This window comes from Qipengyuania atrilutea (genome assembly GCF_013370205.1).
In the GTDB taxonomy this organism is placed as follows: domain Bacteria; phylum Pseudomonadota; class Alphaproteobacteria; order Sphingomonadales; family Sphingomonadaceae; genus Actirhodobacter; species Actirhodobacter atriluteus.
This window is the reverse complement of sequence record NZ_JABWGV010000002.1, coordinates 325,783-340,779: the sequence shown is the minus strand read 5'-3', so window position 1 is coordinate 340,779 and position 14,997 is coordinate 325,783. Positions and strand designations below refer to the sequence as shown.

The following is a 14,997-nucleotide window of genomic DNA, read 5'->3' as shown; positions in this document are numbered from 1 at the left end:
CAACGACAATGAGTGAAACAGCGGAAAAGATCGGCTGGGACCGCAACCAGATGGCCGCGCGGGCTGCGCAGGAGCTCGAGGATGGCTATTACGTCAATCTCGGCATCGGCATTCCCACTTTGGTCGCCAACCACATCCCCGAAGGCATGCACGTCACGCTGCAAAGCGAGAACGGGATGCTCGGCATCGGCCCCTTCCCCTATGAAGGAGAAGAGGACGCCGACCTCATCAATGCCGGCAAGCAGACGATCAGCGAACTGCCACACAGTGCCTATTTCGATAGCGCGACGAGCTTCGCCATGATCCGCGGCGGGCATATCGACCTCACCGTGCTCGGCGCGATGGAAGTGGCGGAGAACGGCGACATCGCCAATTGGATGATCCCCGGCAAGATGATCAAGGGCATGGGCGGCGCGATGGACCTTGTCGCCGGGGTCAAGAAGATCATCGTCGTGATGGATCATACGGCGAAGGACGGCAGCGCGAAGTTCATTCCCGAATGCAGCCTGCCGCTGACCGGCACCAACGTCGTCGATATGGTGATCACCAACCTCGCCGTTTTCCAGCGTGCGGACCACAACAGCCCGTTCAAACTCGTCGAACTCGCGCCGGGCGTCAGCGAGGAAGAGGTGGCTGCGCAGACGACGGCGCACTACGAGGTGGCGCTGCGCTGAGGCGGGCGTGATCAGCTGGCTCGACACCCCGCGCGAAGCAGACGCGCCGCTCGCCGGACTGAAGGTTCTGGAACTCGCTCGCGTGCTCGCTGGACCGTGGGCGGGGCAGACGCTCGCCGACCTCGGGGCCGACGTCATCAAGGTCGAGGGGCCGGGCGGCGACAACACCCGGGCCTGGGGTCCGCCCTACATCGAGCGCGACGACGGCACGCAGGAAGCGGCCTATTATCATGCCTGCAACCGCGGCAAACGCAGCATTGTCGCGGACTTCGGCAATGCGGACGATCTGGCCCGGGTCAAAACCCTCGCTGCGGACGCGGACGTTCTGATCGAGAACTTCCTTACCGGAAAGCTCGCCCGCTTCGGCCTCGACTACGAAAGCCTCGCCGCGAGCAACCCCGCCCTCGTCTATTGCTCCATCACCGGCTTCGGGCAGACCGGTCCGCGGCGCAGCGAGCGTGGCTACGACTTCGTCATTCAGGGCATGAGCGGCTTCATGGCCTTGACCGGCGAGCCCCAAGGCGAACCGATGAAGCACGGCCTCGCGATCTCCGACCTGTTCTGCGGCGTCTATGCATCGAGCGCGATCCAGGCGGCGCTGCTGATGCGGCACCGGACCGGCAAGGGTCAGCATATCGACATGAGCCTGCTCGATTGCTCGGTCTCGCTGCTCGCCAATCAGGCGATGGCGCTGTTCGCGACCGGCGAGAACCCGCCGCGCATGGGGAACGAGCATCTTCAGGTTAGCGCCTACGGCGTGTTCCCGGTGGCGGACGGCGAGGTTGTGCTCGCGCCGGGCAACGACGGTCTGTTCCGCAAGCTGCTGGAACTGCTGGAACGGCGCGACCTGCTGGACGACGCACGGTTCTCGACCAATGCCGGCCGCCTCACCAACCGCGAGGCCTTGCGCCAGGAATTGTCAGACGCGACCCGGCAGTGGACAGGCGAAGCGCTCTTGGCACGCTGCGCCGAAGCAGGCGTTCCTGCGGGACCGATCAATGCGCTCGATCAGGTCTTCGCAGACCCGCAGGTGCAGGAACGCGGCATGAAGATCGAACTCGCGGGCATTCCGGGCGTCCGCAGCCCCTTCGCGTTTTCACGCGCAAAGCTGGCGCTGGACCGCCCGTCCCCGCGCAAGGGCGAGCACGGCGCGGACTAATCGCTAGCCGCCGACCGCGGCCTTAAGGTCGTCTACCAAATCGGTACGTTCCCACGGGAAGTAGTCGCCGCTCGCCGCGCGTCCGAAGTGCCCATAGGCTGCGCTCCGGCGGTAGATCGGCTTGTTGAGGCCAAGGTGCGTGCGGATCGCACGGGGCGTAAGGCCGCCGAGCTTGTCCAGCGAACGGATCGCGTCCTCAAGCTTCTCGTCGGCGACCTTGCCGGTGCCGTGCGTGTCGACGTAGAGCGATAGAGGCTCACTCACCCCGATGGCGTAGGCGAGTTGGATGGTGCAGCGCGTGGCGAGGCCCGCAGCGACGATGTTCTTGGCCAGGTAGCGGGTGATATAAGCCGCGCTCCGGTCCACCTTCGTCGGATCCTTGCCGGAAAATGCGCCGCCGCCATGCGGGGCAGCGCCGCCGTAGGTGTCCACGATGATCTTGCGCCCCGTAAGTCCGGCGTCACCGTCCGGGCCGCCGATCTCGAAAGCGCCGGTCGGATTGATGTGCCAGGCGGTATCGTCCGACAGCCAGCCGTCGGGCAGAATGTCGGCTACGACGCCGCGCACGTAATCCTTCAGTTCGGCTTCCTTCTCGCCTCGATGGTACCCGGACGCGTGCTGCGTCGAAACCACGACGGCGGTGCAGCCCACCGGCTTGCGGTTTTCGTAACGCAGAGTGAGTTGGCTCTTCGCATCGGGCTCGAGGAACGGCGCCTTGTCGTTCTTCCGGTCCTGCGCCAGTCGCTGCAGGATCTTGTGGCTGTAGTCGAGCGTCGCCGGCATCAGATCGGGCGTCTCGTCGCACGCAAAGCCGAACATGATGCCCTGGTCGCCAGCACCTTCGTCCTTGTTGCCGCTGGCATCGACGCCCTGCGCGATCTCGCTCGACTGGCCGTGCAGGTGATTCTCGAAAGTCAGCGTTTCCCAGTGAAAGCCGTCCTGCTCGTAGCCGATGTCGCGCACCGTATTGCGGACGGTCTGCTCGATCTCCTCGAGCGCTCCGTCTGCCCATTCGCCGTTTTCGAACACTCCGCGGCAGCGGATTTCGCCCGAAAGGACGACGCGCTGCGTGGTCGTCATCGTTTCGCAGGCAACGCGCGCTTCGGCGTCCTTCGAGAGGAACAGATCGACGATCGCGTCCGAAATCTGGTCGGAAACCTTGTCCGGGTGACCTTCGGAAACGCTTTCGGACGTGAAGAGATAATTGTCGCGCATGAAACCTCGATATAAAGAAAGCTTTATGTCTTTATACGCGCTCTAGCTGGCCCGCCTGCGGCTGGCAACCAGCGATGCGGCAATCAGCACCGCAGCCCAGATGGCCGTCAGCCAGTGCCCGAGATAAGAGAAGGGCGTCGGCGCGGCTTTCGGCGGGATAAGGGTGTCGATCCGGTCCGCCACGTGCATCGGAATATGCTCGCGCACCACACCGCGTGCATCGATAACGGCGCTGATACCGGTGGTGGTGGAGCGCAGTACCGGCAACCCTTCCTCGATCGCGCGCAGTCGTGCCTGCGCCAGATGCTGCGGCGGGCCCCACGCGCCGAACCAGCCGTCGTTCGAGGGGTTGAAGATGTAATCGGGCCGATTTTCAGGATCGACGACTTCGCCCGAGAAGATTATCTCGTAGCAGATCTGCACGCCCGCCTCGCCCCACGGACCCAGGTTGAGCGTCTCGGGTCCGGGTCCGGGAATGAAATCGATCGTGCCCGCAACCAGACGGGTCGCTCCGAGCGGCTCGAGCAGCCAGCGTAGCGCAAGATATTCGCCGTAGGGCACGAGATGTGCCTTGGCGTAACTATCGACGATTGTGCCATCCGCCCGGATCGCGGTGACCGAGTTGTAGGCACCGACCGCCCGCTCGAACCCTTCGGGTCCGCCAATCTCGAGATCGACGGCACCGGTCAGCAACAGACTTCCCTCGCCGATTGCGCGTCCGATGCGCCAGCGGGCAAACTTCGGATTGCCAGCCACCGTCATCTGGTCGTAGTAGCGCTGCGGATAGCCGTCGCGAAGGTAATCGGGCACGCCCGATTCGGGCCAAAGCACGAGCCGCCGCTGTCCCGGCTCACGCGGCACTGTCAGGTTGCTGATGCGCCGATACTGGTCCTCGAATTGCGCGGGATTGTCGAGCTCGTCCTGCCTGATATCCGGCTGGACCAGCGTCAGCGGCAACGTGCCTTCGCGAGGCGTTGATGCCGGCCAATACATGCCAGCGGTCAGCAAGACGGCGGCGATGCCGGCCGCGATCCAGCGGCGCTCCGTCACGGCGGCCACGACCAGAGCCGAGGCGATGACCAGCACGCCCGACAAGGCGTAGGTTCCGAAGATCGGCAGGACGGCGGCAAGACCGGGGCGGTCGAACGGACCGAGCAGCGCGAGCGAGAACGGCCCCCAGGCATAGCCGGTGAACACCCAGCTCCTCAGCCATTCCGCGACGATCCAGCAGCCGCCGGCGGCAAGCGCTAATGTTGCGGAGCCGTGCTTCCTCGCAAATACATGCGTACCGAGCGCGGCAAAACCGGGAAAAACCGCGAGATACAGCGCGAGCATCGGAACCGCCAGCATCCCTAGCCAGGCGGGCATGGCCGACTGATAGGTGAAAGCCGTCGCGATCCAGTTGTTCGTGACGGTGAAGTAGCCGACGCCGAACAACCAGCCGAGCAGGAAGGCGCGCTTCTTCGTCTCGCACCGGCGTAGCAGGAGAACGAACGCGCCCATTGCAAGGACGGAAATGGGCCAGAGACGCAGGGGCGGAAAGCCCAATGGCGCAAGCGCGCCGAGGAGCAGCGCGGCCATACGCGGATAAGCGAAAAGACGATCCAGTGCCCGCGCTGCCATGTTCATGCCGCCCGCTTGGTGCACATCTTGCGACCGCGTCAACATTCGCCTTTAGCGCCGCGCGTCTTCAGGTTTCAGACCGCGGCGGCCTCTTTCGAACCGTCGTCCGCCCGCTTTCGTGTCGTGCGGCGAACGGCCTTCTTCGGCGGAGCAGCATCGCCGCCGGCCGGATCGCCGTCTGCCATGCTGATCGATGGCGGCAGGACCGAGGCGTCGATCTCGTTCTCGACCGATTTCGCATCGGTCTTGCGAGGACGGCCGCGCGTCGCGCGCTTCGGCGCTTCTTCGTCGGACTTGGCCGGGCGGGCACGCGGAGTACGCTTCGGACGCGGTGCAGCTTCGTCATCGCTGTCGTAGGCATCGTCGTCGTTACCGGCACCGTCGTAACCGTTCGAGCGGCCGTTGCCGCGCTGCGAGCGATCGTCGCTACCCTCGTTCTCGTCGTCACGGCGGCCGCGGGGGCGGCGGTTGCCGCGCCGGTTGTCGTCGCTGTCGCCGTCATCGTCGGAACTACGGTCGTCGTCACGCTTGGAGCGCGCTTCGTCCTGCCGCGCCTTGTTGTCCGAGATTACGCGGAAATAGTGGTCCGCGAACTGCAGATAGTACTCGGCCTGCACCCGGTCGCCATTGTGCTGCGCGTCCTGAGCCAGTTTCTTGTACTTGTCGAGCAGCTGAGGCGCATTGCCCCGCGCCCGGCTGTCGATGCGGTTTGCCTGGTTGCCGCCCTGGCCGGAACGGTTATTCCGTCCCCGACGGCGATTGTTGCGATTGTTATTCAAAGGAAACTCTTCCTCAATCGTGGCGGGGTCGGACCCATACTGTCACGGTCGCCGGTCCCCATTCTCGCCCATGTACCGCCTCCGACGTGTTTCGGACGGCGGCCCCAATGTTTTGCATAATCCGGTAGCGTCGCCACCCGTGGTATTACGCGAATATCGGAACTGGACATCGGGATCGGCAAGCATCTTGCAGATCGCCTTGTCCGCCTACAGAGGTAGCTACCCTCCTGCCTTTTGCCAAGTCCTTATATATTGCACGGCTTTGCGAAAGATTAACGCTGCAATTTCAACGACAAGGCGCGCGGCCTGCCAGCCAGGTCGCGGTGAAGTCGCACCCGATAGCCACAGTTTTCCGCAAGTCTCGTGACCGGATCCACCTGTTTGGAGCCGATTTCGAAGATTGCCGTGCCGTTTTCGGCGAGTAGCTTCGCAATCTGCGGCATCAGGACACGGTAATCGGCGAGACCCTCCGGGCCAGCGAACAGGGCGCTCGCCGGCTCGTAATCCCTCACCGACCGATCGAGCGGTGCTGCATCCTCCACATAAGGCGGATTGCACAGGATGAGGTCGAACTTGCCCAGATCGTCAGCCCACCCCTCTCTGCTCCACTCTGCCTCGTGAAATTGCGCTTTGTCACCGAGGCCGAGCTTCTCCGCATTTGCCTGCGCAACGGAAAGTGCGGCTGCGCTGGCGTCAATACCGATGCCGGACGCGCCGGTTTCCGCCAGATATGTGAGCAGCAGCGCGCCCGATCCCGTGCCGGGATCAAGCACTCGTGTTGCGTCCGGAGCGAGTTCGAGTGCCGCGCCAATCAGCGTCTCACTATCTCCGCGCGGGATGAGGACATCCGGGGTAACGATGAAGTCGCGGCCGTAGAACTCCTGATGCCCGAGGATATAGGCCACCGGTTCGTGCGCCAGTCGCCTTTCGAGCAGGCTCGCAAAGCCGTCCGGCACAGGATCGCGCATATGCCGCAGCAGCATATCCGAGCGCGATACGCCGAGCGCATGCGCCATAAGTACCTCGGCGTCGAGCCGTCCCCATTCGACCGCCAGCGCCTCTGCCGCCGCACGGATGGCCTCGCCGACCGTCACGCGCTGAGCGCCGCCAGCCGCTTCGCCTCGTCCTCCGCGATCAGCGCATCGACCAGTTCGGACAGTCCCGTGCCTTCGAGGATCTCCGGCAGCTTGTGCAGCGTCAGGCCGATCCGGTGGTCGGTGACGCGTCCCTGCGGGAAATTGTAGGTGCGGATGCGCTCGGACCGGTCGCCGCTGCCGACCATCGCCTTGCGCGCTTCGGCCTCGGCTCCCTGCGCCTCGGCGCGCTTAAGGTCGTAGAGCCGTGTGCGCAGCACCTGCATCGCCTTGGCGCGGTTCTTGTGCTGGCTGCGCTCGTCCTGCTGGATGACGACGAGCCCGGTCGGAATATGGGTCAGCCGCACGGCCGAATCGGTGGTGTTGACGTGCTGACCGCCCGCCCCGCTCGCGCGGTAGATGTCGATCTTGAGGTCGCCGTCGTCGATCGCGACATCGACCTCCTCCGGTGCGGGCAGCACCGCCACCGTCGCGGCGGAGGTATGGATGCGCCCGCCGCTTTCGGTCACCGGTACGCGCTGTACGCGGTGAACCCCGCTTTCGAACTTCATCTTCGCGAACACGCCCTGCCCGGTCACGTTGGCGACGATTTCCTTGAAGCCGCCCACTTCGGCAGCGTTCATGCTAACCGGCTCCACGCGCCAGCCCTGCTCCGCGGCGAACTTCTCGTACATGCGGTAGAGGTCGCCTGCGAACAGCGCCGCCTCGTCGCCGCCCGTCCCGGCCCGGATTTCCAGCATGGCGGGCCGCGCATCGGCGCTGTCGCGCGGCAACATGGCGACAGCGAGCGCGCGTTCCTTTTGCGGCAGTTCCTCGCGGATACGCGCGAGGTCCTCTTCGGCCAGCGCCTTCATTTCCGGATCGGACAGCATTGCGCCTAGCTCTTCGCGTTCGGCGCGCATGGCGCGCACCTCGCCCGCCAGCTTCGCGACCGGCTCCAGTTCGGCATAATCGCGGCTGGCCTGCACGAATTCCTCGCCTTCGAGCGTGCCCGAAGCGAGCCGCGCCTCGATTTCGGCGAAGCGATTGGCGATCTGGTCGAGGCGTTCGGCGGGGATGTTCATTTCTTACGCCGGATAAGCGAAATTACACGAGTGCCTGAATCGTCATCGATGACATAGTACTTGGAAAGTGCTCCCTTTAGTCGCTCGCGAACGGGCGGAGCCTCATCCCAAATGTCGCGCAGGCGAATGCGCCCGATAATGTCCTTGTCGACATCTGTTTGGACAGCAACCACGCGTACTGCGGCTAAATCTCTTTTGACCTTATCGAACTGTTTTCTGATCGACCCACTGAAGGCCATGTCTGACCAAATGCCCTCACGCCGAACTATTGCAAGTAATTCCCTTGCCAAACTTTCTGAACCCGGGTCGTCTTGGATGAACCATAGGTCGGGGGTTTCAGTCGGACGAGTAGGGATAAGCATCGCCAGCCGCTCGATCCCCGCGGCCCATCCTACTGAAGGCGTATGCGCGCCGCCGAGTGTTTCCATCAGCCCGTCATAGCGCCCGCCGCCCAGCACAGTGCTCTGGCTACCGAGAGCGTCTGCCGCCGCGCTGCCCTCGTCCGGAATGAATTCGAACGCGGTATGCCGGTAATAATCGAAACCGCGCACCAGCCGCGAGCTGCGCCGCCACGTCACGCCAGCCGCATCGAGCCCGCTCGTGACGCTGCCAAAAAAGCTGCGCGCCTCGTCCGTCAGATAGTCGTCGATCGTCGGCGCGTCCTTGACGAGCGCCATGTCGCCGCGGTCCTTGCTGTCGAGGATGCGGAGCGGATTATGCTCCAGCCGGGTGACGCTGTCCTCGCTCAGATCGCCGCGGTGCGCCTCGAAATACTCGACCAGCGCCGCGCGCCATGCTTCCCGGCTGTCCGGATCGCCCAACGTGTTGAGATGCAGCGTCACGCCCTCGATACCGAGCTCGCGCAGAAGCTGATCCGCCATAGCGAGCAATTCGACATCGGCCTGCGGTTCGCCTGCCCCCAGTATCTCGGCATTGATCTGGTGGAACTGGCGGAAGCGCCCCTTCTGCGGACGCTCGTAGCGAAACAGCGGTCCGTGGGTGGCAACCTTGAGCGGCGCGTGCTGCTGCCAACCGTTGGTAAGGTAAGCGCGCGCGATTCCGGCCGTGAATTCGGGGCGCAGGGTCAGCGATTCGCCGCCGCGATCCTCGAACGAATACATCTCCTTCGTGACGACATCGGTCGTTTCGCCGAGCGGGCGCGAGAACACCTCGGTCTTCTCGAACACCGGCATCTCGATCCGGCGAAACCGGTAGAGTTTGCGCACGCGCTCGAACGTATCGACCACGAAGGAGAACGCTTCCGCATCCTCGAAAATATCCTGGGTGCCGCGAATGGCCTGGGGTGTGTTTTTCGCCATGCCTGCGCGCTTAGAAGCAAGCGCCCCGCCCCGCAATCGCTCTGTCGCCCCGCGCCGGGACGCTTGCCGCAAGCCGTCAGATTTGCGGTTGGCCTTTTAGCGCGGCCCCGCTAACGCGCGCCTCAACCTATTCAAAGCTATAAGAAAGCGATTCAGCGCCATGCGTATCGACAGGATTCCGACCGGCCCCAATCCCCCCGAAGAACTCAATGTAGTCATCGAAGTGCCGACCGGCGGCGAGCCCGTGAAGTACGAGTTCGACAAGGATTCGGGCGCCCTGTTCGTCGACCGCATCCTCCACACCCCGATGCGCTATCCGGCGAACTACGGCTTCGTGCCGCACACGCTGTCGCCCGACGGCGACCCGCTTGACGCGCTGGTTATCGCCCGCTCGCCCTTCATGGCGGGCTGCGTTGTGCGCGCCCGGCCAATCGGGGTGCTGAACCTCGAAGACGAGCACGGCGGCGACGAAAAGCTGGTTTGCGTGCCGGTCGACACGACGTTCCCGTATTATTCCGACGTGGGTGAGACGAAGGACCTGCCGAGCATCATCTTTCAGCAGATCGAGCACTTCTTCACGCACTACAAGGACCTGGAGAAGGAAAAGTGGGTGCGGATCGGCAACTGGGGCAACGCCGCCGACGCGCGCCGGATCGTGCTGGAAAGCATCAAGCGGGCGAAGAAGGAAGGTTAGGCAGCGGGCAATGCGTCTACGTTCTTAAAACGCTTCTACTAACCCGCCGCAACTCACTCGACCGGGCGGCTCGAATCGAGCAGGTCAGCACGGCCCGTCTCGGGTTCCTCCTGACGTTCGCGGTCGACCATCTCTCCGATCTCGTCGCGCGGCTTCACGTCCTCGTGATCCGCATCCACCTCGGTCACCGTCGCCGTATTTCCGACCGCCGCAGGCGCGGGGTCCGGTGCCGGTGATGCCCCGTCGCTGTCCTGCCTCTCGATATTCCGGAACGGCAGCGGGTCGGTGCGCGAATCGAAGCGCAGGCGGTAGATCGGCTCGGGCAGGCCGAAGCCCGCGTCCTCCAGCGCGACCTTGACCGCGGCAATGGCCTTGCTGCGTGCGCGGAACCAATCAGCCTCGCGCTGATCGACCCAGCCGAGAAAGCGGAGCACAATACTCGAATCGCCGACGTCGATGGTGCGCGCTTCTGGTGGCGGATCGTCCAGTACGAACGGCAATGCGGCAAGCGCAGCGCGGCCGGTGCGGCGGCCCGCATCGGCGCTGTCGTCCGCATCTATGCCGAGATCGAATTCGAACCGGCGCTGCGGATTGCGGCTGAAATTGGTGATGACGGCCTTGAACACTTGTCCGTTCGGGATACGCAGGTGGTTGCCGTCGAGTGTCATCAGCACCGTGGCCCTGCTGGTGAGTCTAATGACCCGGCCTTCCAGATCGTCGATCAGCACATGATCCTTCGCGCGGAACGGCTGACGCAGGGACAGCATCAGCGAAGCGACGTAGTTCTCGATCGTGTCGCGCATGGCGAAACCGAGCGCGATGCCAACGACGCCCGCCCCGCCGAGCACCGCGCCGAGCAGCGCGCCCGCCCCGATCATGTCGAGCGCGACGACCAGGCCGCCGATAACGAATACGAACCGGATGGCGCTCGCGATCAGTTCGGCGAGGAAGGTATTGGGTGCGATCCGCTGCCAGAACCGGGTGGGACTTGCGATAAGGTAGCCGATGGCCGCGATCACGATTGCCGTGATGGCCGCCATGCCGAGCAGAGGCAGCATCTTCACGAAACCGGCGAAGGCATTCTGAAAACGCTCGACGATCGACATGCCCTCGCCAAGCGATACGTCGCGCTCGATCCCGTTCTCGACTGCGGCGACGCCTTGTATCTGACCGGCGATCCCTTCCGCCCGGTCGATCGCCTCCTGATCGGGAGCCACGCCAGAAAGCGCGACGACGCCTTCGTCTACCGAAACCTCGACTTGGGAAAGGGCGGGAAGCTGTCCGAAGATGCCGGCGATGCGCGTCCGGATACGCTCGTCCGCCCCGGCATCCTGCGTATCCTCGATCGGCGTCGGCTGCGCTTCCGGTTCCGCGGGTGCTTCTGCGGCGTTCTCCGCCGGGGGCAGAAGCGCGCCGACCGCCGCGTGGGCGGGAAGCGGCAAAAGAACGGCGAGAACGACAGACGCGAGCAACGCGCGCGCACAAACAAGCAGGGCAGTCATATACGAACTACAATCAAGCGGCGCGTCGGTGCCGCTCCGCACCGTTTTAGAGCGACAGGAGGATCCGGATCGCGCCCGTCATCGCGAGCGGCATACCGATGGCAAGCGCCCAGATGGTGACGAGGTCGCGCTTGAACGCGCCCGCCAGCGCCGGGTCGTGGGCCTCTCTGTCCGATAGACGCGTCCAGCGTTTCTCGAAATGGTGGCAGAAAGGAATGATGAGCCCGACGAGCAGTACCAGCGCGAAATAGGGCAGGATCGAAGATGCGCCGTCCTTCAGCGCATTCACGGTCACGAATATCTGGAGGCCGGTATAGACGAGCAGCGCGTAGGCGACGTGGTCGCTCATCTTGCTGCGCCACTCGACAGATTTGTGCGCGGAGACGGCGGCGGACTTTCTCCATACCTGCTTCATACGGCCACTCCCTTTTCTCTTATATGCGTGAGAGTATGACAAACACCGAAGACACTTGCAACTCCGGTAACCATGCGCGGCCGAGCTGAAGGCCATCGCCATTCGTCCTGCTTTCTTGCCGCTTGGCAGAAAACCCGTTCAGGATAGGCCCGGATACGCGCTTCGGGGCTTTTCAGCTTCGCCGCGAATGCTAGGGTCGCGCGCGATATGCCCGTAGCCGAAACTCTTTCCGATCAGACCGCCGCCACCCCGGAAGGCGCAGCCCCGCCGATCCCGCAGGGCGGCCTCGAGGTCATCTCGATCGCGAAAAGCTACGACAAGCGCAGCGTGTTGACGGACATTTCGCTCACCGTGGGGAAAGGCGAAGTGCTCGGCCTGCTCGGCCCCAACGGCGCGGGCAAGACGACCTGCTTCTATTCCATCATGGGACTGGTGCGGCCGGACGCAGGGCGCATACTGATGGACGGCGAGGACGTGACCAACTTGCCGATGTATCGCCGTGCGATCCTTGGCCTCGGCTATCTGCCGCAGGAAACCAGCATCTTCCGCGGCATGACGGTCGAGCAGAACATCAATTCGGTGCTCGAACTCATCGAACCGGACAAGGCGAATCGCGTGCAGGAACTGGAGCGCCTGCTCGACGAGTTCGGACTGACCCGCCTGCGCGAAAGCCCCGCGATGGCGCTTTCGGGTGGTGAGCGGCGGCGGTGCGAGATCGCCCGCGCCCTGGCCGCCAAGCCTTCGATCATGCTGCTCGACGAACCCTTTGCCGGGATCGATCCGCTTTCGATCAGCGATATCCGCGACCTCGTCGCCGATCTGAAGACACGCGGCATCGGGGTGCTCATCACCGACCACAACGTGCGCGAGACGCTGGAAATCGTCGACCGCGCCTGCATCATCTACGGCGGGCAGGTCCTGTTCGCAGGCACGCCGGAAGCGCTGGTCGCGGACGAGAACGTGCGGCGGCTCTACTTGGGCGAAGGCTTCACGCTGTGAGGATCGCGCACCTTTTCTACTGCGTTCCGGGCAAGCCTGGAAGTTAGCCGTGGCGCTTGGCCCGCGCCTCGATCTGCGCCAGTCGCAATCGCTGGTGATGACGCCGCAGTTGCAGCAGGCAATCAAGCTGCTGGCTCTCTCCAATCTCGAACTCGAAACCTACGTAACCGAGGCCTTGGAAGCGAACCCGCTGCTCGAAGCAGGCGAAGTGCAACGCGAGGACAGCGGGTCCGAGCCGGACACAAGCAGTGAGATCGCCGCGGACAGCGCCGACAGCGACGGGGATGCGCTCGACCTCGATCCGGCCGCGCTCGATCACGACCGCGATACCGGCGACTGGAGCGCGCAGTCGGGTCTTGCAGGCAGCGAGGATGACTTTCTGGAAGCGGGCGAGCGGGCCCGAAACGGCATTACGCTCGCGGAACATCTTCACGCGCAGTTGCCCGGCGTGGCACGGGATGCGCGCGAAGCGGTCATTGCGGCGCGGATCATCGGCGAACTGGACGACGCGGGCTACCTGACCGCTCCGCTGGAGGGAATCGCCGCCGATCTCGGTGCGCCGGTCACCGAAACGGAACGCGCGCTCGAACTTGTTCAGTCGCTCGACCCGCCCGGCATCGGTGCACGCACGCTCGGCGAATGCCTGGCGCTACAGGCGAAGGAGGCCGACCGCTACGATCCGTGCATGGCGCGCCTGATCGACAATCTCGACCTCGTCGCCGCCGGAGAGTTCTCGCGCCTGCGCCGGATGTGCGATGTCGATGACGAGGATTTCGCCGAAATGCTGGCCGAACTGCGCAGCTACGATCCCAAACCGGGCTGCGCATACGGCCGCGACGATGACAGCGCCGTCGTGCCGGACATTCTGATGACGCGGGCGAAAGACGGCGGCTGGGACATCAAGCTGAACGAAGCGAGCCTGCCCCGCCTCGTCGTCAACCGCAACTATTACGTGAAACTGAAGGACGGCTGCACGGACAAGACTTCGCGCGGCTGGCTGGACGAGCAACTCGGCGAAGCGAACTGGCTGATCAAGGCGCTCGACCAGCGGCAGAAGACGATCCTCAAGACAGCCGCCGCGATCGCGAAACACCAGCGCGCGTTCTTCGAGAAAGGCGTGGCGGGAATGCGGGCGCTTACCTTGCGCGAGGTAGCGGAAGACATCGAAATGCACGAAAGCACGGTCAGCCGCGTGACCTCGAACAAATATCTGAACTGCCCGCGGGGCACTTTCGAGTTGAAGTATTTCTTCTCGAGCGGGGTTGCGAGTGCCGGCAGCGAGGGCGCCGCTTCCTCCGAAGCGGTGAAGGCGCGGATCAAGGCTCTCACCGATGCGGAAGACCCGAAGAAGATTTTGTCGGACGATAAACTGGTCGAACTTCTTACCGGAGAGGGTTTCGAAATCGCCCGGCGGACAGTCGCGAAATACCGCGAAGCGATGGGCATCGGGTCGAGCGTACAGCGACGCAGAGCCAAGAAACTTGCTGGGATTTAACATTTATTCAACGCACTAACCCCCTCTTCGAACAGATGTGCAACGCACGAAATTGTTAATTCATTTCACAGAAAATTAACCTTTCCTGTTCAGAAGTTGTGTGGTTAATCGAGTGCAAGACCCCTTACCGGGGGGTTACCGCACGGACTGGACCACGGGGCTTAGGGGGGAACTCAACCCATGCGTGTACTGCTGATTGAAGACGAGCCGACAACGGCAAAAGCGATCGAGCTTATGCTGACCACCGAAGGCTTCAACGTCTATACGACGGACCTCGGGGAAGAGGGCCTCGATCTAGGCAAGCTTTACGATTACGACATCATTCTGCTCGACCTGAACCTGCCCGACATGCACGGGTACGACGTACTCAAGAAGCTGCGCGTCGCCAAGGTCCAGACCCCGGTTCTCATCCTGTCGGGCGTCGCGGAAATGGATTCCAAGATCCGCAGCTTCGGGTTCGGCGCTGACGATTACGTCACCAAGCCTTTCCACCGTGAAGAACTCGTTGCCCGCATTCACGCCGTGGTACGCCGCTCCAAGGGCCACTCGCAAAGCGTTATCCGGACCGGCAAGCTCGCCGTGAACCTCGACGCCAAGACGGTGGAAGTCGACGGTGCGCGCGTGCATCTGACCGGCAAGGAATATGCGATGCTGGAACTGCTCTCGCTTCGCAAGGGCACGACGCTGACCAAGGAAATGTTCCTCAATCACCTTTACGGCGGCATGGACGAACCCGAACTCAAGATCATCGACGTCTTCATCTGCAAGCTGCGCAAAAAGCTCAGCCATGCTTGCGACGGCGAAAACTACATCGAGACGGTATGGGGCCGCGGCTACGTGCTGCGCGATCCGGGCGAAGAAGCCGAAGCCGCATAAACTGCTCTCTTACCCGAATACGAAACGGCCTCCCGATCGGGAGGCCGTTTGCTTTTGTGCCAATTGGCAGGGGTATCAGGTCGGCCCGC

14 protein-coding genes are annotated in these 14,997 nt (G+C 63.5%); 6 read left to right on the top strand and 8 right to left on the bottom strand.

Going from position 1 to position 14,997, the window contains the following annotated elements:
• Positions 1-8 precede the first annotated feature (8 nt).
• Together HUV48_RS06705 and HUV48_RS06700 are read left to right on the top strand one after the other, a co-directional pair.
• Complete coding sequence (locus tag HUV48_RS06705) at positions 9-674, top strand: CoA transferase subunit B (protein WP_176267013.1); 666 nt, start codon at positions 9-11, stop codon at positions 672-674.
• Positions 675-681: 7 nt separating this feature from the next.
• Complete coding sequence (locus tag HUV48_RS06700) at positions 682-1,833, top strand: CaiB/BaiF CoA transferase family protein (RefSeq protein WP_318656061.1); 1,152 nt, start codon at positions 682-684, stop codon at positions 1,831-1,833.
• A 3-nt stretch (positions 1,834-1,836) separates the two neighbouring features.
• Here the strand turns inward: HUV48_RS06700 and metK are convergent, their stop codons facing one another.
• The 6 genes from metK to hisS form a co-directional block, all read right to left on the bottom strand.
• Positions 1,837-3,048 carry a methionine adenosyltransferase gene (gene metK, locus HUV48_RS06695; RefSeq protein WP_176267012.1) on the bottom strand — a complete coding sequence of 404 codons (1,212 nt, stop codon included), beginning with the start codon at positions 3,046-3,048 and terminating at the stop codon, positions 1,837-1,839.
• Between the two features lie 42 nt (positions 3,049-3,090).
• The gene (gene lnt, locus HUV48_RS06690; protein WP_176267011.1) at positions 3,091-4,671 is read right to left on the bottom strand and encodes an apolipoprotein N-acyltransferase; all 1,581 of its coding nucleotides are present in this window, start codon (positions 4,669-4,671) and stop codon (positions 3,091-3,093) included.
• Positions 4,672-4,745: 74 nt separating this feature from the next.
• A complete protein-coding gene (locus HUV48_RS06685) occupies positions 4,746-5,450 on the bottom strand; it encodes a DUF4167 domain-containing protein (RefSeq protein WP_176267010.1) in 705 nt (234 codons plus the stop codon).
• 272 nt (positions 5,451-5,722) lie between these two features.
• Entirely contained in the window at positions 5,723-6,544 is an 822-nt protein-coding gene (gene prmC / locus HUV48_RS06680; RefSeq protein ID WP_176267009.1) for a peptide chain release factor N(5)-glutamine methyltransferase, read from the bottom strand.
• A complete protein-coding gene (gene prfA, locus HUV48_RS06675; protein ID WP_176267008.1) occupies positions 6,541-7,608 on the bottom strand; it encodes a peptide chain release factor 1 in 1,068 nt (355 codons plus the stop codon). The genes prmC and prfA overlap by 4 nt, the downstream gene beginning before the upstream one ends.
• Positions 7,605-8,927: a histidine--tRNA ligase gene (gene hisS, locus HUV48_RS06670; RefSeq protein ID WP_176267007.1), complete on the bottom strand. Its 1,323-nt coding sequence runs from the start codon at positions 8,925-8,927 to the stop codon at positions 7,605-7,607. Before hisS ends, prfA begins: the two co-directional genes overlap by 4 nt.
• Before the next feature lie 160 nt (positions 8,928-9,087).
• Here hisS and ppa point away from each other — a divergent pair, with 160 nt between their 5' ends.
• Positions 9,088-9,621: an inorganic diphosphatase gene (ppa, locus tag HUV48_RS06665; protein ID WP_176267006.1), complete on the top strand. Its 534-nt coding sequence runs from the start codon at positions 9,088-9,090 to the stop codon at positions 9,619-9,621.
• Positions 9,622-9,674: 53 nt separating this feature from the next.
• On the opposite strand, the gene HUV48_RS06660 is transcribed toward ppa, so the two are convergent.
• Positions 9,675-11,123 (bottom strand): mechanosensitive ion channel family protein, encoded by a 1,449-nt coding sequence (locus tag HUV48_RS06660; RefSeq protein ID WP_176267005.1) that lies wholly within the window; start codon positions 11,121-11,123, stop codon positions 9,675-9,677.
• Between the two features lie 46 nt (positions 11,124-11,169).
• On the bottom strand, positions 11,170-11,538 hold the full coding sequence (locus HUV48_RS06655; RefSeq protein ID WP_176267004.1) for a hypothetical protein: 369 nt from the start codon (positions 11,536-11,538) through the stop codon (positions 11,170-11,172).
• Between the two features lie 207 nt (positions 11,539-11,745).
• Between HUV48_RS06655 and lptB the strand changes: the two genes are divergently transcribed.
• From lptB to ctrA, 3 genes are all read left to right on the top strand, one after another.
• Positions 11,746-12,537: an LPS export ABC transporter ATP-binding protein gene (gene lptB, locus HUV48_RS06650; protein WP_176267003.1), complete on the top strand. Its 792-nt coding sequence runs from the start codon at positions 11,746-11,748 to the stop codon at positions 12,535-12,537.
• Between the two features lie 49 nt (positions 12,538-12,586).
• Entirely contained in the window at positions 12,587-14,032 is a 1,446-nt protein-coding gene (gene rpoN, locus HUV48_RS06645) for an RNA polymerase factor sigma-54 (RefSeq protein ID WP_176267002.1), read from the top strand.
• A 180-nt stretch (positions 14,033-14,212) separates the two neighbouring features.
• Complete coding sequence (ctrA, locus tag HUV48_RS06640) at positions 14,213-14,908, top strand: response regulator transcription factor CtrA (protein ID WP_176267001.1); 696 nt, start codon at positions 14,213-14,215, stop codon at positions 14,906-14,908.
• Positions 14,909-14,997: the final 89 nt, after the last annotated feature.

What these genes read in the sequence shown, in the direction of transcription:
- HUV48_RS06705 (WP_176267013.1), top strand. Translation starts at nt 9, where the DNA reads ATGAGTGAAACAGCGGAAAAGATCGGCTGGGACCGCAACCAGATGGCC.
- metK (WP_176267012.1), bottom strand. Translation starts at nt 3,048, where the DNA reads ATGCGCGACAATTATCTCTTCACGTCCGAAAGCGTTTCCGAAGGTCAC.
- lnt (WP_176267011.1), bottom strand. Translation starts at nt 4,671, where the DNA reads ATGGCAGCGCGGGCACTGGATCGTCTTTTCGCTTATCCGCGTATGGCC.
- prfA (WP_176267008.1), bottom strand. Translation starts at nt 7,608, where the DNA reads ATGAACATCCCCGCCGAACGCCTCGACCAGATCGCCAATCGCTTCGCC.
- hisS (WP_176267007.1), bottom strand. Translation starts at nt 8,927, where the DNA reads ATGGCGAAAAACACACCCCAGGCCATTCGCGGCACCCAGGATATTTTC.
- ppa (WP_176267006.1), top strand. Translation starts at nt 9,088, where the DNA reads ATGCGTATCGACAGGATTCCGACCGGCCCCAATCCCCCCGAAGAACTC.
- HUV48_RS06660 (WP_176267005.1), bottom strand. Translation starts at nt 11,123, where the DNA reads ATGACTGCCCTGCTTGTTTGTGCGCGCGCGTTGCTCGCGTCTGTCGTT.
- HUV48_RS06655 (WP_176267004.1), bottom strand. Translation starts at nt 11,538, where the DNA reads ATGAAGCAGGTATGGAGAAAGTCCGCCGCCGTCTCCGCGCACAAATCT.
- lptB (WP_176267003.1), top strand. Translation starts at nt 11,746, where the DNA reads ATGCCCGTAGCCGAAACTCTTTCCGATCAGACCGCCGCCACCCCGGAA.
- ctrA (WP_176267001.1), top strand. Translation starts at nt 14,213, where the DNA reads ATGCGTGTACTGCTGATTGAAGACGAGCCGACAACGGCAAAAGCGATC.